An 18,212-nucleotide genomic window follows, 5' to 3' on the forward strand; every position below is an offset into this window, starting at 1 on the left:
ACCTACACCGTGGTCCACGCCTGATCCTCGGGGCGTCGACAGGCCGTGCCAGTGGTGCTGCGGGGCTCGCCGTCGACCAGGACCTCCATCTCGAATTCCCGGCATTGCTGGTCGCCGCGTTCGAAGGTGTTCCGGGGTGTCATCGTGAATTCGGTGCCGGTCTGGGGGTTGTGCCAACTCTCCGATGCGCCATCGGGCGTCCGGTCGAGCGCGGTGCTCATCGCCCGTTGATCCCCACGGGTCATCCGGATGCCGATCTCCCTGCCGAGCCATGCGCCCAGCCCAGCACCGACCAGCATGGCGGCGGTCCGCCCGGAACCGCTCCCCACCTGTGAACCCAGCCCGGCACCGATGAGGGCCCCCAGACCTGTGCCGACTCCCTCTCCGGTGCTGGTGGTCTGGCAGCCGCCCAGCGTGAACAGGCTCAGCAGCAGGATGCACAGCAGGCGTAAGGTACGCGCCATTGACGTTGCCATGACCACCTCCACGGTGTGGGTGGGTCCTCGGCCGCGGTACAGTAACCGCTGTCGAGGGAAGTTGCTCAGGTTCCGTCCCCGACACTCTTCGCGTCCTTGTCGATAGTATTGCAGCGGGGAGGCATTCGCTCCATGCGGTAGGCGTCAGGCTGCTATCTTTCTTTAGGCCTGGCCCGGAAACCGACCGAGTTCGACGACTTGTCAGACCAGGCCCTGGCGAGCGGGGCCGCTGCCCTGCAGGGGCGCAGTGGCGATGACCACCGGAGGGAACCGTGGACGATACCGAACCCGCTGAGCACAGCGATTCACCGGCCGTCGACGGTCTCTTGCCGGACGACACCCTGACCCGGCGTGCCGAGTGGCGCCGGCTGGAGGACCAGCTCGCCTGGTATGGGCAGCGCAGCCGCTACTGCCGACGCTGGCACAAGCGCCTGCGCCTGGTGCAGGTGACATTCGCCGCCGCCATCCCGGTGCTCTCGCTGGCGGACGCGCCGCTGGCCCGCTGGTCGACGGCTCTCCTGGGGGCCTCGATCGCGGTGCTCGAGGCCACCGAGCAGATCAATCAGTTCGGCCCGCTGTGGATTCAGTACCGGGCCACCGCCGAACACCTGAAGCACGAGAAGTTCCTCCTGCTCGCGGCAGCCGGTCCTTATCGTGACCTGGGCCGGGCGGAGGCATTGCGGTTGCTCGCCGAGCGGGTGGAAGAGCATGTCTCGAGCGAGCATGCTCGCTGGGTGCGAACCTCCGAGCAGCGCCTGTCGCCCCGGGTGCGAGAGAAGGAAGGCAAGGCGTGAGTGCGCGATCAGTCGGGGTCGAGCAGCCGCGGCCCCGTGCCCTCTTCGGCCAGTTCGTCCTCCGGGTTGCGCAGGGGGCAGTCGTCCATCGACAGGCAGCCGCAGCCGATGCAATGATCGAGCTGGTCGCGCAACCGGGTCAGGCGGGTGATGCGCTCGTCGAGGGCCTGGCGCCAGCTGGCCGAGAGGCGCCGCCAGTCGGCCGCGGTGGGGGCGTGGGACGAGGGCAGGGTATCGAAGGCGTCACGGATCTCGGCCAGTGAGATGCCGGTGCGCTGGGCGACCTTGATGATGGCGACGCGACGCAACACATCGCGACTGAAGCGGCGCTGGTTGCCGGCGTTGCGACGACTCCTGATCAGCCCCTTGGCTTCGTAGAAGTGAATGGCCGAGATCGCCAGGCCACTGCGCGTGGCGACCTCGCCGACGCTGAGTTCCCGGTGGAGGCGCGCGGTCATGTGTCTCTCCCTCGTCTCGACGGTGCGTGAGGTTTTATCCCGTTGGTGCGGGCAATGGCAAGTTTCTCCTGCCGGAATCGTCATATAAAACCAACCGTTATATATATTGGCTGTTCACGCTGGTGTTTCGTCCCGACGATCAGGTTTCATGATCGATCGAACGAGGATTCTTCATTTCCCATGTCGACGCGTGGCTTGTAACGTTACTCTCCCCGGTACTATTTTTACTCTTTCCGAGTCGTTCGCATGCGCTTCGATACTTCGCCGCCGGCGAATTTTCTTGCTGGCACTTTCTTGACCTCTACTTAACTTGAGGTTTTACCCTGCAGGCCTGAACCGGGGCGAGCCCATGGCGCGTCCCGACGCTTCCTTGATGATCGGTGATGCCATGTTCCGTTACTTCGAAACCCTGGTGAACCCTTACCCCGCGGGGACGCCGGAGACGCCGCCCAGAGGCCTCTTCCCCTTCATTCTGCACTTCTCGCGTCCGGTGTTGCCGCTGCTGGTGGCCATGTCGCTGTTCACGGCGCTGGTATCGGCCGCCGAGGTGCTGTTCTTCAGCTACATGGGCGAGCTGGTGGACTGGCTGTCCGGCGCCGAGCGGGCGGGGTTCTTCGCCGAGTACGGCTGGCGCCTGGCGGGCATGGCGGCGCTGGTGGTGATCGGCCTGCCGCTGCTGACCCTGCTGCAATCGCTGGTCACCCACCAGAGCGTCTTCGGCAACTACCCGATGATCGGCCGCTGGCTGGCCCATCGCCACATGCTCGGCCAGAGCATGGCCTTCTATCAGGACGAGTTCGCCGGCCGGGTGTCGCAGAAGGTGATGCAGACGGCGCTCGCCATTCGCGAGACGGTGATGAAGCTGATGGACCTGCTGGTCTACGTGTGCGTCTATTTCGCCGGTGCCATGCTGCTGATGGGCAGCGCCGAACCCTGGCTGATGCTGCCGTTGGTGGGTTGGCTCGCCGGCTATGTGGCGATCATGTGGATCTTCGTGCCGCGGTTGCGCCGTGTCTCCATGGACCAGGCCGACGCCCGGGCGCGGATGACCGGGCGTATCGTCGACAGCTACAGCAACATCCAGACCATCAAGCTGTTCGCCGACACCCGCCGCGAGCAGGCCTACGCCCGCGATGCCATGGAGAAGTTCATGGTCACCGTACACCGCCAGATGCGCCTGGCCACCAAGCTGACGGTGAGCCTGACGCTGCTCAACTCGCTGCTGCTGGCGAGCGTCGCCGCCATGGCCATCGGTGCCTGGTACCTGCAGGCGGTATCCCTGGGCGTCATCGCCGTGGCCATCGCCCTGGTGATGCGCATCCGCTTCATGTCCAACTGGATCCTCTGGGAAGTGGCGGGGCTGTTCGAGAACATCGGCACGGTGCAGGACGGCATCAACACCATCGCCCGGGAGCCGGCAGTCAAGGATCGCCCCGGGGCCGGGGAACTCGCCGTGCCGCATGGCGAGATCCGCTTCGAGGCGCTGCGTTTCGGCTACGAGCGGCCCGATGGCGAGGGGGTTCGCGTGTTCGACGGCATGAGCCTGAGCATCGCGCCCGGTGAGAAGGTCGGGGTGATCGGCCGCTCCGGGGCCGGCAAGTCGACGCTCGCCAACCTGCTGTTGCGCTTCTACGACCTCGAGGGCGGACGCATCCTGATCGACGGCCAGGACATCGCCGAAGTGACCCAGGAGTCGCTGCGCCAGCGGATCGGGATGGTCACCCAGGACACCTCGCTGCTGCACCGTTCGCTGCGCGACAACATCCGCTACGGCAGCCCGGAGGCCAGCGAGGACGAGATATGGGAGGCGGTGCGCCGCGCCCACGCCGACACCTTCATCGACGACCTGGTGGACATCAAGGGGCGCCGCGGCCTCGATGCCCACGTCGGCGAGCGTGGGGTCAAGCTCTCCGGCGGCCAGCGCCAGCGCATCGCCATCGCCCGGGTGCTGCTCAAGAACGCGCCGATCCTGGTGCTCGACGAGGCCACCTCGGCGCTCGATTCCGAGGTGGAGGCGGCGATCCAGGAGCAGCTCTATACGCTGATGGAGGGCAAGACGGTGATCGCCATCGCCCACCGGCTCTCCACCATCGCCATGCTCGACCGGCTGGTGGTGATCGACGAGGGGCGCATCGTCGAGACCGGTACCCACCGGGAACTGCTGGCCCGCGACGGCCTCTACGCCGCCCTGTGGCGTCGCCAGTCCGGCGGCTTCCTGGGGCTGGACATCAACGGCGAGGCGGTCGAGGTGCCGGACGCCGCTCGGGTCGAGTCCTAGTGACCACGGCTTGACACAGTGCCCATTTCGGCTCGCCCTGATTGCATGGCGGCTTTTCGCTCCGCACTCGGTGAGCAGCCCATCCTGCGCCGATAAGCCCGTGAAAAGCTCGACACCTCGGCGAAGCCCACGTCGAAGGCGATCTCGCTCACGGCGCGAGCCGTCTCGCGTAACCAGTAACGGGCCCACAGCAACCGGCGATTCATCACGTATTGCTGGGGTGTCACGCCGAAGTCGCGCAGGCAGAGCAGATGGAGCTGGCTCTGGCCGAGATGGAAGGCATCGGCCAGCGTCTGGTTGTCGGGGGGCTGCGAGAGGCGCTCGTCGATGAAGGCATCGAGAAGCGTGGCGGGCAGACGCCCTTGGCCACGAGTGGCTCCATCGTCCAGCATCAGCAGTTCACCGAGCTGGCTCACGAATAGCATGGCCAACTGATGGTTGAGCAGGGAGGACTGCGCCATGGACTTGGGTGCCTTCAACTGCTGGATGGCCAGCTCCACCATGGGGATCAGGGGTGGCGGCAGGCTGACGGTCCGGGGTTTCGCGAACAAGGACTCGCGCAGGTCCAGGCCACAGCTCTGCTCCAGCGCCGTCAGGCAGGGGTCGTCGGCGTCGAGATCGATGACCAGGACCTCGCAGTCGTCGCCTCGCCCCAGATAAAGATGGCGCTCGCCGGGAGGCAGGATGGCGGCCTGTCCCAGAACCAGATGCTCCCCACCCTGGCTGAATTCATAATCCATGGTGCCGCGCCAGCCCAGCATCAGCTGTGGGTGTGCATGGAGGTGCTCGCCGCTGCGACGCGCGATCGGGTTGCAGCGAGCTAGAGTCTGGTGCATGGCGTTGGATCTCCAGGAGAACGAGTGCAGAGCCTCGAACAACGATATCGGAGCCAGGGCCAAGAGTTCGGGTCGTCGACCTCCCTAGACTGGGCGTTTCAACATCGTTGAAACGAGGCTGACATGAATCTCAATGCCGAGCAAGTGACCAGGGCGCTCCCCTGGAATGCCCTGGTGGACGCCCTGTCCGACATCTTCACCCGCACCGTGCACTCGCCGGTGCGCCATCACCATCATATGCATGTGCCCGGCGACCCGGAGGCGACCCTGCTGCTGATGCCGGCCTGGCTGGAGGGCGAGTACCTGGGGGTCAAGCAGGTCAACGTTTTCCCCGGCAACAGTGCCCGCGGCGAGCCCGGCCTGAGCAGCCACTACCTGCTGAGCTGTGCCCGCACCGGGCGCCACCTGGCCCAACTGGAGGGCAATGAGCTCACCGCACGCCGTACGGCCGCGGCCTCGGCCCTGGCGGCACGCTACCTGGCCCGCGAGGATGCCTGCGAACTGCTGATGGTAGGAGCGGGGCGCATGGGGCGTCGCCTGATACCGGCCCACCGCGCCATTCGTCCTATCGAGCGGGTGCGCATCTGGGATATCCGTGAAGAGTCGGCCCATGCCCTGGCGGAAGAACTTCGCGCCGAAGGGATCGATGCCCAGGCGGTGCCGGCGGACGGCCTGGCCGCGGCTGCCGGCCGGGCCGACATCATCAGCTGCGCCACCCTGAGTCGTGACCCGCTGATCCTGGGCGAGTGGCTGTCGCCCGGCACGCACCTGGATCTGGTCGGCAGCTTCACGCCCTTCATGCGCGAGGCGGACGACGCAGTGATGCGCCGCGGCGCCATCTTCGTCGATACCCGTGACGGCGCTCTGAGCGAGACCGGCGACCTGATCGATCCGCTGAAGACCGGGGTCATCCAGGAGTCCGATATCCTGGCCGATTTTTCCGATCTCTGTGCAGGCCGGCACGCGGGACGCCAAGCGCTGCCCGATGCCGACCGGGCCATCACCGTATTCAAGTCGGTGGGTGCCTCGGTGGAGGACCTGGCGGCCGCCATCCTGGCCTACGAGCGCTGCACCGCCCAGCCCTGAACGATGGGCGGGTTGCCCTCGCTCAAGCTCCGACTCCTGACACAATGACAACAGGGTGGGGTAATACCCCGCCCCGGAGTGCATAAGACATGAGAGACGGTTCGGCTCTTGACATTCCCGTACCGAGCCTGCCGCTGATCGGCATTCTCTATGCCCAGCTCGGCTGGTTCTCCCGGCGGGCCGAGCCCGAGGCACCGGTTGGTGCGGTCGTGGCGGGGAACCAGGCATGAGCCAGGCCGCCTCCCCCTGCCGGATCGCGGTGGTCGGCGCCGGCGTGGTGGGCATGACCACCGCGCTGGCCCTACAGCGCCGTGGTCATCGGGTCACCGTGCTCGACCCCCGGGCGCCGGGGGAGGGCGCCTCCTACGGCAATGCGGGCTTCCTGGCCACCGAGCTGATCGATCCGCTGTCGACACCCGCCCTGCTGCGCAAGGTGCCACGCTTGTGGCTGGATCCCCACGGCGCCGTCGCCTTGCCGTACCGCTATTTGCCTCGGCTGACGCCCTGGCTGATGCGCTTTATCGCCGCCGCCCGCCCTGCCCAGGTCGCCAAGGGCCGCCAGGCACTGGCGGCCCTGAACGGGGAAGCGGTGGCCGCCTGGCAGCGCTGCCTGGCCGAGATCGGGGCCGAGGAGGAATTGCTGGCCTCGGGGTATCTCCTGGTCTGGGAGTCGAAGCGTGGCCGTGCCGCGGCCCGAGTACAGATGGCGCATCTACAGTGCTGGGGGCACGCGGTCGAATGGCTCGAGGCAGCCGAGATCCGTGCCCGAGAGCCGGGCTTGTCGGGCCGGCTGAGTCATGGCCTCTATTTCCCCGGCGCCCACCAGGTGCGCGACCCCTATGCCCTGGTGCGGTGCCTGGCTGCGGCCTTCGAGGCCCGCGGCGGGGTTATCCGCCAGACGAAGGTGGAGCGCATTGAGCCGCGTGGCGAAGGCGTGCGCCTTCACACCGACGCGGGCGAACTGGAGGCGGACCGGACGGTGGTCGCCGCGGGCGCCTGGAGCCACCACCTGACCAAGAGCCTCGGTCTCGAAGTGCCGCTGGAGACGGAGCGCGGCTATCACCTGACCCTGCCCGAGCGGGGGCAGGCGCTGCGACAGCCGGTGGGCTCGGCGGAGCGGCGCTGCGTGATGACGCCGATGAGCTGCGGCCTGCGGGTGGTCGGTTTCACCGAACTCGGGGGGCTGTCGCTGTCGCCGCGGGCGCGCCGCTACACCTCCCTGCGCCATCATGCCGGTGCCCTGCTCGCGGATGGCCGGGGCCTCGACGACACCGCCGAGGAGTGGATGGGCTTCCGTCCGACCCTGCCCGATTCCCTGCCGGTGATCGATACCCATCCCACTTGCCCAGCGATCCACTTCGCCTTCGGTCACCAGCATCTGGGCCTCACCCAGGCGGCGATCACGGCGGAACTCGTGACGGCGCTGGTGATGAGTGAGAAGCCGACGCTGGACCTAGCTCCCTATCGGGTGACCCGCTTCTCGCGGCGCTGGAAAACGGAGTAGGCGCAATCCCGGCTGGGGCGCCTACGCTAGATGAATGACTTTCGACAATGACGACGGCATCCGAGCCTGTGCATCGACGATGTGTTTCGAGTAGCAAAAGGGTATCGATCATGAACGAAGAAAAACTTCACCCGTATGGCGCCGTGAGTGAATCGCGGGCGCGCGTCCGCGCCCACTATGCGGTCGACGAGGCAGCGGTGCTGCGTGGGCTCGTCGAACGTATCAGGCTGTCGGAGGAGGACCGCCGCAAGGTGGCCGCCGTCGGCGCCCACTATGTGGAGCGTGTGCGCAAGGAGACGTCGCCCTCGATGATGGAGGCCTTCCTCGCCGAATACGGGCTCTCGACCGCCGAGGGCGTCGGCCTGATGTGCCTGGCCGAGGCGCTGCTGCGCGTGCCCGACGCGGAGACCATCGACGATCTGATCCACGACAAGATCGAGCCCTCAGACTGGGGCGCGCACCTGGGCAAGTCCTCGTCGTCGATGGTCAACGCCTCGACCTGGGCGCTGATGTTGACCGGCAAGGTGCTGGAAGAGGATCCCAAGGGCCCGGTGCGCGCGCTGCGCGGCCTGGTGCGCCGGATGGGCGAACCGGTGGTGCGCACCGCGGTCGGTCAGTCGATGAAGATCCTCGGCCGCCAGTTCGTGCTCGGCCAGACCATCGAGGAGGGCATGAAGAATGCCCGCGAGCTCGAGAAGCAGGGCTACACCTATTCCTACGACATGCTGGGTGAGGCGGCGCGTACCGATGCCGATGCGGTTCGCTATCACCAGGCCTACGCCCAGGCGATCGCCGCGATCGCCAAGCAGGCCAAGGGCGACGTGCGCTCAAGCCCCGGGATCTCGGTGAAGCTCTCGGCGCTGCATCCGCGCTATGAAACCACCCACCGCGACACGGTGATGGCCGAGCTCGTGCCGCGCGCGCTGGAACTGGCGAAGCAGGCGGCCAAGGCCAATATCGGCTTCAACATCGACGCCGAGGAACAGGACCGGCTGGACCTGTCCCTCGACGTGATCGAGGCGCTGCTGTCCGACCCCGGCCTCGCCGGCTGGGATGGCTTCGGGGTCGTGGTGCAGGCCTACGGGCGCCGCGCCGCGCCGGTGATCGAGACGCTCTACGAGCTGGCCGAGCGCCTCGACCGCAAGATCATGGTGCGGCTGGTGAAGGGTGCCTACTGGGACACCGAGATCAAGCTGGCGCAGGAGATGGGCGTCGCGACCTTCCCGGTCTTCACCCGCAAGGTCAACACCGACGTCAGCTACATGGCCTGCGCGCAGCTGCTGCTCGACCGGCGCGACCGCATCTACCCGCAGTTCGCCACCCACAACGCCCATACCTGTGCCGCCGTGGTCGCCATGGCGGGCGACGACAAGGACAGCTACGAGTTCCAGCGCCTGCATGGCATGGGTGAATCGCTGCACCAGATCATCAAGCAGTCGGAGGGCACGCGCTGCCGCATCTACGCCCCGGTCGGCGCGCACCGTGACCTGCTGGCCTACCTGGTGCGCCGCCTGCTGGAGAACGGGGCGAACTCCTCGTTCGTCAACCAGGTGGTGGACGACACGATTCCCCCGAGCGAGGTCTCGAAGGACCCGGTGGCCGAGATGCAACGCCTGGGCGACGCCATCGCCAGCCCGCTGATCCGCCAGCCCGGCGAGCTCTTCGCCCCCGAGCGCAAGAACTCCCGCGGCTACCGGATCAACGAGCCCGCCTCGATCCTGCCATTGCTGGCGGCGCGCGAGGACTTCGCCGACACCACCTGGACCGCCGGGCCCATGCTCGCCGGCAGCCCGGCGCCGCAGGGGCCGGCCCGCGATGCCGTGTCTCCCGCCGACGACTCGCGCGTGGTCGGCAAGGTGCATGAGGCGACCCCGGCCGAGGTGGCGGCCGCGCTTGACGCCGCCCAGGACGGCTTCCGCGACTGGTCGGCACGCCCGGTGGCCGAGCGGGCCGAGGTGCTGCGCCGGACCGCCGATCTCTACGAGGAGCACATCGCCGAGCTGAGCGTGATCGCGACGCGCGAAGCCGGCAAGATGATTCTCGATGGCATCGCCGAGGTGCGCGAGGCGGTGGATTTCCTGCGCTTCTACGCCAACGAGGGCGAGCGGCTGGAGACGGAGGAACCCGGTAGCGCCCGCGGCGTCTTCGTCTGCATCAGCCCGTGGAACTTTCCGCTGGCCATCTTCACCGGCCAGATCGCCGCGGCGCTGGCGGCCGGCAACGCGGTGCTCGCCAAGCCCGCCGAGCAGACGCCGCTGATCGCCGCCCGCGGCGTCGAACTGATGCGCGAGGCCGGCCTGCCCGAGGCGGCGCTGCAATTGCTGCCCGGCGATGGGCCGACGGTGGGCGGGCCGCTGACCAGCGACCCGCGGATCGCCGGCGTCTGCTTCACCGGCTCGACCGAGGTGGCGCAGATCATCCACCAGGCGCTGGCAAAGAATGCCGGGCCGGAGGCGGTGCTGATCGCCGAGACCGGCGGGCTGAACGCCATGATCGTGGACTCCACGGCGCTGACCGAGCAGGCGGTGCGCGACATCCTGATCTCGTCCTTCCAGTCGGCCGGCCAGCGCTGCTCGGCGCTGAGGATGCTGTACGTCCAGGAAGAGGCGCGCGACCGGCTGCTCCACATGCTCGATGGCGCCATGGACGCGCTCACCATCGGCGATCCCTGGAACACCGACACCGACGTCTCGCCGGTGATCGATGCCGAGGCCCAGGCCGACATCGGCGCCTATGTGGCGGCGCAGGAACAGGCCGGCAAGGTGCTGAAGAAACTGCCCGCGCCGGAGGCCGGCACCTTCGTTACGCCGGCCGTGGTCGAGGTGGGGGGCATCGAGGAGCTCGAGCGCGAGATCTTCGGCCCGGTCCTGCACGTGGCCACCTTCAAGGCGCGCGACATCGACGGGGTGGTCGACGCGATCAATGACAGGGGGTACGGGCTGACCTTCGGCCTGCATACCCGCATCGACGACCGCGTGCAGCAGATCGTCGAGCGCATCCATGTCGGCAATATCTACGTCAACCGCAACCAGATCGGTGCCATCGTCGGCTCCCAGCCCTTCGGCGGCGAGGGCCTCTCGGGCACCGGGCCCAAGGCCGGCGGTCCGCTCTACGTCAACCGCTTCCGCCGCACCGCCGCCGCGGAGCGCCACGACGCCCCCCAGGGCACCGTCGTGTCCCTCGGCGATCTCCAGTCGGCCCTCGATGGCCTGGACGCGCGCAACTGGGCGGCGCGACCCGATCGGGTCGAGGTGCTGCGCAAGGCGCTTTCCGGTAAACGCGGTGTGATCCGCCAGGCGCTCGCCGAGACCGCGGCCCTGGGCATGACGCCACAGACCCTGCCGGGGCCGACGGGGGAAAGCAACCGGCTGTCGCTGTATGCGAAGGGCCCGGTGCTCTGCCTCGGACCGACCCTCGATATCGCCGTCGCCCAGGCGGCGCAGGCGCTCGGCGCGGGTTGCCCGGCGGTGCTCGTCGTGCCCGGGGCGGCGCAGGTCGTGCAGCCGCTGATCGATGCCGGGGCGCCCGTCGCCGCGCTCGACGGCAGCGTGGCGGCCGAGACGCTGACCGCGGTCAAGGGTATCGCGGCAGTGGCCGCTGCCGGTGCCAGCGACTGGACCCGCGAGCTGCGCCTCGCGCTCGCCCAGCGCGACGGCCCCATCGTGTCGCTGGAGATCCAGACCGTCTCGCCGGAGCGCTACGTGGTGGAACGCCATCTGTGCATCGACACCACCGCCGCGGGCGGCAACGCCAGCCTGCTGGCGGCTTCCGAGTAGACTCGTCGGCTCTGTCGGGCGGCAAAGCGAGCCGCCGCCCGGCAACTCCCCTGGCAGTCTGTCGGGCTTGACCGATCGTCGCGAGAGATACGGACTTCGAGTCAAGTTTATCGATCGGATAAGGCGAATAGCCCGCTATTTAACGAATCCGGCTGCTATATCCCCGCCCACCATTGATAGCCGCGATCCTCCCAGTAGCCGCCCCGGCCGCGGCCGAGGTGGGCGAAGCTCTCCACCAGTTCGATGCGCATCACGTACTTGGCCATCTTGTAGCCGAGCTGCCGCTCGGCCCGCAGCCGTAGCGGGGCGCCATTGGCGATGGGCAGGTCGGCGCCGTTCAGGGCGTAGGCCAGCAGCGTCTGTGGGTGATAGGCCTCGCGCATGTCGAGGCTCTCGTAGTAGGCATCCCCGCCGCGATAGCGATCGGCACAGTGGAAGACCACGAAGCGCGCCTCGTCGCGCACCCCGACCTGGGCCAGCAGGTCGCCGAGCACCACGCCGGTCCACTGGCCGATGCAGCTCCAGCCCTCGACGCAGTCGTGACGGGTGATCTGGGTGCGCGACGGCATGGCCTTGAGGTCGTCGAGGGAGAAGGTCTGCGGCGTGTCGATCAGGCCGCCGATCGCGAGGCGCCAGTCGCGGAAGCCGTCGGTCGCCAGGCGTCGGTACGCCTCGTCGCGGGGATTCGTGGTGCCGTTGGCGCGGAAGGTCGGGGCGATGTCGGCGGGAGAATACTCCCGCGCCAGGGCCTCGCGGGAGGCCAGCAGGCGCTGGGCCCGCTGGGTCAGCGAGCCGGTGGCATCGAACAGTTGACGCATGGTGTCGCTACGCGACAGCCGGTCGCAACCGGTCAGCAGCAGGGCGCTGCCGGCCAGGGCGGCCCGTGCCAGGAAGCGGCGGCGCGCCGGGTCGGTGGGACTAGTCATCCTGGGCCTCCTTCTCGGGGGGCAGCACATAGCGCCCGGTGATCATCGAACGCAGGTTGTTGACGACGCCGGAGACGAGCACCAGCACGATATGGATCAGGAAGAAGCCGACCAGCGCCAGGGCGCACAGGAAATGGATCGTACGCGCGCTCTGGCGGCCGCCGAAGACGTCCAGCAGCCAGGGCCAGGCGGCGTCCATGGTCGGTGACATGGTCAATCCGGTCAGCACGACCAGCGGCATGACGACGAACAGCACCAGCAGGTAGGCGAGCTTCTGCAGCAGGTTGTAGTGGCGTGCTTCCTCACCCCGCGGAAAGCGCAGCCGCAGGTGCTCGGTGACGACATGACCGAGGGTTCGCCACTCGTGCCGGCGTGGCAGCAGGCGACGGTGCAATTGACCGCTGAGCACCAGATACAGCAGGTAGGTGATCAGCAGGGGCGCGAAGAGCCAGCCGGCGAGGAAGTGCCACTGGCGCCCCGCGGCCAGCCAGCGCGGGCCGGGCAGGGTGGCCCAGGCCGGGAAGGCACGCCGCTCGCGCGCATCAATGGGGCCGGAGACGCCCAGCACCCCGGTGGTATCGAAACGATGGTCGCCGAGCCGGGTGATGCCGCGCGGTTCGCCGTCGCTCCCGCTCATGGCACGGATCGATAGCGCCGGGGCGTCGAACGAGGAATCCTTGCCCCAGTACAGGGCCGGGTGGGCATTGAAGATCTGCAGGCCGCTCATCAGCAACACCACCAGACAGGCCGCATTGACCCAGTGCCAGAGGCGGGTGAAGGCGCCGTGTCGCCGGATGACCACCGGTGCCCGGCCGGCACCAGGCGCGGAGGAGCTGGAGGAGCGTTTCAGGACTTGCATGGTCGGGAATCGCATGGGGTACCTCCCCGGGGCGAGACCGGCCGGCGATCCTTCGTGATGCACCGGCCGGCAGGGGCCGAGCCTCACATGGCGTCGTCGTCTTCCATCATCTCGTCGTCTTCCTCCATCATGGGTTCTTCTTCCATCATGGGCTCCTCCTCGTCCATGGCGTCGTGCTCCATGGTCTCTTCCTCCATGGTCTCCTGCGCCATGCCGTCCTCTTCCATGGGGTCGTCTGCCAGGGCGGTGGTCGGCAGTAGCAGGGCGGCGCCGAGCAGGGCGGCGAAGAGTGTGGTCCTGGGATGATTCATCGATTGGTTCCTCCAGTCGGGGATGGGCCGCCACCGGTAAGGTCGCAGCGGCAAGGCTCACACTAGCCAGGCGCCGCCGGCGGTTCATCACGGAACCATCACGGCGTGGTATCTTTTTCCGTGATGGTTTCGTGATGCTCGAGCGCGGGTGCGGCTCTAGAGTGGGCAGGGGCAACGGGCGGGAGTCTGGCGATGAGCTATCGAATCCTCTGTGTCGAGGACAATCCCGAGATCGGCAGGCTACTCACCGAGTCGTTGGTGGCGGCCGACTATGCCTGCGACTGGGTTCGCGACGGCGAGGCGGCGCTGGCACTGCTGGGCGCCGAGGCCGCGGGGGTACGCTATGACCTGGTGACGCTGGACCTGATGCTGCCCGGGATGGACGGCCTGGAGGTGTGCCGCCGGCTGCGCCGGCAGGACAACCAGACGCCGGTGCTGATGGTCACCGCCAAGGCGGCGATCCGCGACGTGGTGGTGGGACTCGAGATCGGGGCCGACGACTACGTCACCAAGCCCTTCGCCATGCCGATCCTGCTGGCCCGGGTCCAGGCACTGTTGCGCCGCGGCCAGCGCCAGGCGCCCAGCGACGACGGCATCGTCGCCACGCCGCCGCTGGTCTGCGGCCCGTTGGTCATCGATGCCGACCAGCACCGGGTCCTCCTCGATGACAAGCCGCTCCAGCTCACTGGCAAGGAGTTCGCGCTGCTCTCGCTGTTCGCGCGCCATCCCGGGCGCAGCTTCAGCCGCGGCGAGCTGCTCGACCACGTCTGGGGCGAGGAATTCGACGGCTATGATCATACCGTGAACACCCATATCAACCGCCTGCGCAACAAGATCGAGGCCGACCCGGCCAGCCCGCGCTTCATCCAGACCGTCTGGGGGGTGGGCTATCGCTTCAGCGAGACACCGGACGGTAACCGCCCGGCATCTGCCGGGTCCGGTGGCGAGCGTCCATGACGGGCCTGCTGCGCCGCTGCGGGCGGCTGGGGCGCGGCCTCTATGCGCGCATCGCGCTGGTCTACCTGACCAGCCTGTTGCTACTGTCGGTCGCCACCGCCTGGATCGCCATCAGCCAGTTCAACCAGCTCACCCGGGAACTGCAGCAGAGGATGGAGATCGATCTCGCCAGGAATCTCGCCCAGGTCATGCAGCCGGCATTGTGGCAGGGCGCCGAGAGCGACGCCGCACGCGACATGGCCCGTCATATCCTGTCGATCAACCCCTCGCTGTCGTTGTACGTGCTCGATGAAAACGGCCAGGTGATCGCCGACTATGCCGAGCCGGCCTGCGGGCTGGGGCAGCGAGTGGATCCCTCGGCGCTGGAGACCCTGCTCGGTGACGAGCCGATGCTGCCGGTGCTGGCGACGGCGCCCTGCGGTGACGAGCCGGGAATCTTCTCCGTCGCCCCCATCCGCCATGGCGAGGAGCGCCGCCCGGGCTATTTGTATGCCGATCTCGACAATGCTGGCCAGGCGTCGATGTTCGCCATGCTGCGCACCAGTTCCATCACCCGCACCCTGGTGGCCGCCGGGCTGATGGCGCTCTTGATCTCGGGCGTCTTCGGCCTGGTGTGGTTCGCGCTGTTGACCCGGCGTTTCTCGCGGTTGACCACGGCGGTGCAGCGATTCGCCGATGGCGACTACGGGCAGCGCATCGCCACCCCCCGCGACGACGAACTGGGCCGCCTGGCCAGGGCCTTCAACGACATGGCCGGGACCATCGAGGCGCAGCTGCAGGCCATGCGCGAGACCGATCGCCAGCGTCGAGAGCTGATCGCCAATCTCTCGCATGATTTCCGTACCCCCCTGACCTCGTTGCGCGGCTATGCCGAACAGTTGCTGGCCACGGTAACCGTCGAGGAGGAGGGGCGTCGGCGGATGCTGACGGCGATCCTCGACAATGCCGATCGGTTGACCCGTCTCGCCCAGCAGCTCTCGACCCTGGCGCGGCTGGATGCCGATGACAGGCCGCTGCAGCGCGAGCCGTTCTCGCTGGCCGAGCTGGCCCACGACATCGTCGGCAAGTTCCAGCATCAGGCCCGCGAGGCGGGCATCACGTTGACGGTGGCCTGCGACCCCTCCCTGCCCCGGGTCGATGCCGACCTGGGCCTGATCGACCGGCTGCTGTCCAACCTGATCGACAATGCGCTGTGCGCCACGCCCGCCGGGGGCCGGGTACGCCTCGACGCCGAAGCGCTGCCGGAGGGGGTGCGGTTGGCGGTCACCGACAATGGCGTCGGTATCGCAGAGGAGGAGTTGCCGCTGGTGACCCAGCGTTTCTATCGCACCCGCGCCAGCCTCGCCAGGGGCGATGGCTCGGGGCTGGGGCTGTCGATCGTTCGCGAGATCTGCGAGCGCCACGGGGTGGCATGGAAACTCGTCAGTTCACCGGGCGAGGGGACCGAGGTGAGCGTCACCCTGCCCCGTGCCTGAAGGGCGGTGGATCAGGCCGTCTCGCCGGCGGCCTCCTCGGTGTGAACCGGCGGCTGCCACAGTTCGGGGGGGGACAGGCTCTCGATCCGCATGCTCTCGACCACGAAATCGATGAAGGTGCGCACCTTGGGCGAGATGAGTCGCCCGCCCGGGAAGACCGCATTCAGCTCCACCTCGGGGCCTTCCCAGCCGTCCAGGATGCGCTTCAGCTGCTTCTCCTCCGGGCCCAGGCAGGCGACGATCTCGCTGGCCAGCATCAGCCCCTGGCCCTCGACCAGCAGCCCGCGCAGCACGAAGGGGTCGTTGGCGATGGCGATGGGGTCGATCTCGACCTCCTCCCGGCGCGCCCCCTTGCGCAGCTGCCACAGGTAGCGCTGGCCGCGCTGGTCGGTGGACTTGGCCAGGGCCGGATGAAAGGCCAGCTCCGCCGGCTCCCGGGGCTCGCCATGGCGGGCGAGGTACTCCTCGCTGGCATAGACGAACGAGCGGAAACGGGCCAGGGGGCGAGCCACCATGCTGGAATCCGGCAGGGGACCGACCCGCAGCGCCACGTCGATCTGGTTGGCGACCAGGTCCAGGCGCTCGTTGGAGAGCACCAGTTCGATCCTGACCGCGGGATGCAACTTGCGGAAATCCCGCACCAAGGTCGAAGTGAACTCGGTGCACATGGTGAAGGGTGCGGTGATGCGCAGCCAGCCTCTCGGGCTCTCCTCGAGTTGATGGACGGCGCTCTCGGCTTCACCGAGATCCCGGACGATGCGATTGCAGTAGTCGTAAAAGACGGCGCCGGCCTCGGTCAGGCTCAAGTTGCGAGTGGTGCGGTTCAGCAGTCGGGCACCGAGGCGCCGCTCCAGGTCCTGCACCTTGCGACTGACCGTCGTCTTTCCAAGACGAAGTTGTTTGGCCGCCGCAATGAAACTGCCCTGCTCCACGACCTTGGCGAAGATCAAGGCGTCGTTGAGATCCTGCAACATTGTCGTTGTCCTGTGCCGTGCTCGAGATTCAGGGGGAGGGGATAAACGAGTAGGGGAATGTCTGCACGGTGACTGTCCCGTCAATGGGACAGTATTTCCCTGACGACCCGACTAATCAAGTTGTCGATATGGCTTTATGGTGGCGCATTGTATCAGGTTGCCGGTTGTCGATTCCCCACCCCATCAATCGACTGGATAGAGTCCACGGCAATTCAACTGCCAGGCCCAACGATAAACGGTGGTAGTGCTCCACCATTCCGAGTCGATAGAGGTCACTCATGAACGTCCACAAGATGTTCCAGCTTTCGGGTCCCGTGAGAAACGTCATGGTTACCGCCATGTTCGCGGGATTCGCACTCCTGGCCGGTTGTGACAGTCAGGCAGACAGCGCGCAGCAGGCGCCGCCCCCACCCGAGGTCAGCGTGGCCGATGTGGTGGTCGAGGACGTGCGTTTCTGGGACGAGTTCACCGGTCGCATCGAGGCGGTGGAGACGGTGGAGCTGCGTCCACGGGTAACGGGGTACATCGAGAGCATCCACTACACCGAGGGCCAGAGCGTCGAGGCGGGTGAGGTGCTGTTCGTGATCGACCAGCGTCCCTACCGGGCCGAGCTGGCGCGGGCCGAGGCCGATCTCGAACGGGCGCGTGCCCGGGCCGAACTCACCCGTAGCGAGGCCGCCCGCGCCGAGACCCTGGCCCAGACCCGCGCCATTTCCCGGGAGGAGCTGGACCAGCGCCGGGCGGCGGCGGCCCAGGCCGAAGCCGATATCCTGGCGGCGCGGGCGGCGGTCGACACGGCGAGCCTGCGCATGGAGTTCACCGAGGTCCGCGCGCCCATCGCCGGGCGTACCGGCCGCGCCCTGGTGACCGTCGGCAACCTGGTCTCGGAGGCCACGCCGCTGACCAGCATCGTCTCCCTGGACAAGGTCCACGTGCATTTCTTCAGCGACGAGCAGACCTACCTGCAATATGACGCCATGGCGCGCAACGGCGAGCGCGCGAGCTCCCGCGACGAGCGGACGCCGGTACGCGTCGGGCTGGCCACCGATGTGGGCTATCCCTACGAGGGCGAGGTGGACTTCGTCGACAACCGGCTGGACGCCGCGGCGGGAACGATCCTGACGCGTGCCGTGCTCGACAACAGCGACGGACGCTTCGCGCCCGGCATGTTCGCCCGGGTGCAGCTGCTCGGCAACGGTACCGACGACGCCATCCTGATCGACGACAAGGCGGTGCTCACCGACCAGGACCGCAAGTATGTCTACGTGGTCGACGAGGAGGGCCGGGCGCAGCGCCGTGACGTGGAGCTCGGACGCATGGCCGAGGGACTGCGGGTCGTCGCGTCCGGCCTCGAGCCCGGTGACCGGGTGGTCGTGCGCGGTGCCCAGCGGATCTTCTTCCCGGGCATGGAGGTGGCGGCCGAGAGCGTCGACATGAGAGGGGAGGACCCTGCGCCTTCCGATCTCATCGCCGCACACTGAGCTCGACGGGATTCGCTGACC

At 67.8% G+C, this 18,212-nt stretch carries 16 protein-coding genes; 9 read left to right on the forward strand and 7 right to left on the reverse strand.

Going from position 1 to position 18,212, the window contains the following annotated elements:
- Nucleotides 1-2: 2 nt before the first annotated feature.
- Nucleotides 3-476: a glycine zipper 2TM domain-containing protein gene (locus QLQ85_RS17140; RefSeq protein ID WP_282723182.1), complete on the reverse strand. Its 474-nt coding sequence runs from the start codon at nucleotides 474-476 to the stop codon at nucleotides 3-5.
- 272 nt (nucleotides 477-748) lie between these two features.
- Here QLQ85_RS17140 and QLQ85_RS17145 point away from each other — a divergent pair, with 272 nt between their 5' ends.
- On the forward strand, nucleotides 749-1,270 hold the full coding sequence (locus QLQ85_RS17145; protein WP_282740109.1) for a DUF4231 domain-containing protein: 522 nt from the start codon (nucleotides 749-751) through the stop codon (nucleotides 1,268-1,270).
- Between the two features lie 8 nt (nucleotides 1,271-1,278).
- Here the strand turns inward: QLQ85_RS17145 and soxR are convergent, their stop codons facing one another.
- Nucleotides 1,279-1,728 carry a redox-sensitive transcriptional activator SoxR gene (soxR, locus tag QLQ85_RS17150; RefSeq protein ID WP_282723180.1) on the reverse strand — a complete coding sequence of 150 codons (450 nt, stop codon included), beginning with the start codon at nucleotides 1,726-1,728 and terminating at the stop codon, nucleotides 1,279-1,281.
- Between the two features lie 388 nt (nucleotides 1,729-2,116).
- On the opposite strand from soxR, the gene QLQ85_RS17155 reads away from it, so the two are divergent.
- Nucleotides 2,117-4,006, forward strand: coding sequence for an ABC transporter ATP-binding protein (locus QLQ85_RS17155; RefSeq protein WP_282740479.1), 1,890 nt, complete (start codon nucleotides 2,117-2,119; stop codon nucleotides 4,004-4,006).
- On the opposite strand, the gene QLQ85_RS17160 is transcribed toward QLQ85_RS17155, so the two are convergent.
- Nucleotides 4,003-4,842: a helix-turn-helix transcriptional regulator gene (locus QLQ85_RS17160; protein WP_282740110.1), complete on the reverse strand. Its 840-nt coding sequence runs from the start codon at nucleotides 4,840-4,842 to the stop codon at nucleotides 4,003-4,005. The genes QLQ85_RS17155 and QLQ85_RS17160 overlap by 4 nt on opposite strands.
- 123 nt (nucleotides 4,843-4,965) lie before the next feature.
- Between QLQ85_RS17160 and lhpI the strand changes: the two genes are divergently transcribed.
- The 4 genes from lhpI to putA all read left to right on the forward strand — a co-directional run bounded on the left by lhpI (nucleotide 4,966) and on the right by putA (nucleotide 11,208).
- Complete coding sequence (gene lhpI, locus QLQ85_RS17165; RefSeq protein WP_282740111.1) at nucleotides 4,966-5,928, forward strand: bifunctional Delta(1)-pyrroline-2-carboxylate/Delta(1)-piperideine-2-carboxylate reductase; 963 nt, start codon at nucleotides 4,966-4,968, stop codon at nucleotides 5,926-5,928.
- Between the two features lie 89 nt (nucleotides 5,929-6,017).
- Entirely contained in the window at nucleotides 6,018-6,158 is a 141-nt protein-coding gene (locus QLQ85_RS17170; RefSeq protein ID WP_282740112.1) for a hypothetical protein, read from the forward strand.
- Complete coding sequence (locus tag QLQ85_RS17175) at nucleotides 6,155-7,432, forward strand: NAD(P)/FAD-dependent oxidoreductase (RefSeq protein WP_282740113.1); 1,278 nt, start codon at nucleotides 6,155-6,157, stop codon at nucleotides 7,430-7,432. The genes QLQ85_RS17170 and QLQ85_RS17175 overlap by 4 nt, the downstream gene beginning before the upstream one ends.
- A 110-nt stretch (nucleotides 7,433-7,542) precedes the next feature.
- Nucleotides 7,543-11,208, forward strand: coding sequence for a bifunctional proline dehydrogenase/L-glutamate gamma-semialdehyde dehydrogenase PutA (gene putA / locus QLQ85_RS17180; protein WP_282740114.1), 3,666 nt, complete (start codon nucleotides 7,543-7,545; stop codon nucleotides 11,206-11,208).
- Nucleotides 11,209-11,363: 155 nt separating this feature from the next.
- Here putA and QLQ85_RS17185 read toward each other — a convergent pair whose 3' ends face one another.
- The 3 genes from QLQ85_RS17185 to QLQ85_RS17195 form a co-directional block, all read right to left on the reverse strand.
- On the reverse strand, nucleotides 11,364-12,134 hold the full coding sequence (locus tag QLQ85_RS17185) for a molybdopterin-binding protein (RefSeq protein WP_282740115.1): 771 nt from the start codon (nucleotides 12,132-12,134) through the stop codon (nucleotides 11,364-11,366).
- The gene (locus tag QLQ85_RS17190; protein WP_282740116.1) at nucleotides 12,127-13,008 is read right to left on the reverse strand and encodes a cytochrome b/b6 domain-containing protein; all 882 of its coding nucleotides are present in this window, start codon (nucleotides 13,006-13,008) and stop codon (nucleotides 12,127-12,129) included. The genes QLQ85_RS17185 and QLQ85_RS17190 overlap by 8 nt, the downstream gene beginning before the upstream one ends.
- A gap of 68 nt (nucleotides 13,009-13,076) precedes the next feature.
- Nucleotides 13,077-13,304 carry a hypothetical protein gene (locus QLQ85_RS17195; protein WP_282740117.1) on the reverse strand — a complete coding sequence of 76 codons (228 nt, stop codon included), beginning with the start codon at nucleotides 13,302-13,304 and terminating at the stop codon, nucleotides 13,077-13,079.
- Nucleotides 13,305-13,496: 192 nt separating this feature from the next.
- On the opposite strand from QLQ85_RS17195, the gene QLQ85_RS17200 reads away from it, so the two are divergent.
- A complete protein-coding gene (locus tag QLQ85_RS17200) occupies nucleotides 13,497-14,261 on the forward strand; it encodes a response regulator transcription factor (RefSeq protein WP_282740118.1) in 765 nt (254 codons plus the stop codon).
- Nucleotides 14,258-15,736, forward strand: coding sequence for a sensor histidine kinase (locus QLQ85_RS17205; RefSeq protein ID WP_282740119.1), 1,479 nt, complete (start codon nucleotides 14,258-14,260; stop codon nucleotides 15,734-15,736). The genes QLQ85_RS17200 and QLQ85_RS17205 overlap by 4 nt, the downstream gene beginning before the upstream one ends.
- 11 nt (nucleotides 15,737-15,747) lie before the next feature.
- Here the strand turns inward: QLQ85_RS17205 and QLQ85_RS17210 are convergent, their stop codons facing one another.
- Nucleotides 15,748-16,710 (reverse strand): LysR family transcriptional regulator, encoded by a 963-nt coding sequence (locus QLQ85_RS17210; protein ID WP_282723173.1) that lies wholly within the window; start codon nucleotides 16,708-16,710, stop codon nucleotides 15,748-15,750.
- A gap of 293 nt (nucleotides 16,711-17,003) precedes the next feature.
- Here QLQ85_RS17210 and QLQ85_RS17215 point away from each other — a divergent pair, with 293 nt between their 5' ends.
- Nucleotides 17,004-18,191, forward strand: coding sequence for an efflux RND transporter periplasmic adaptor subunit (locus QLQ85_RS17215; protein ID WP_407650417.1), 1,188 nt, complete (start codon nucleotides 17,004-17,006; stop codon nucleotides 18,189-18,191).
- Nucleotides 18,192-18,212 lie beyond the last annotated feature (21 nt).

The sequence above is a fragment of the Halomonas kalidii genome (assembly GCF_030010475.1).
GTDB lineage: Bacteria > Pseudomonadota > Gammaproteobacteria > Pseudomonadales > Halomonadaceae > Halomonas > Halomonas heilongjiangensis.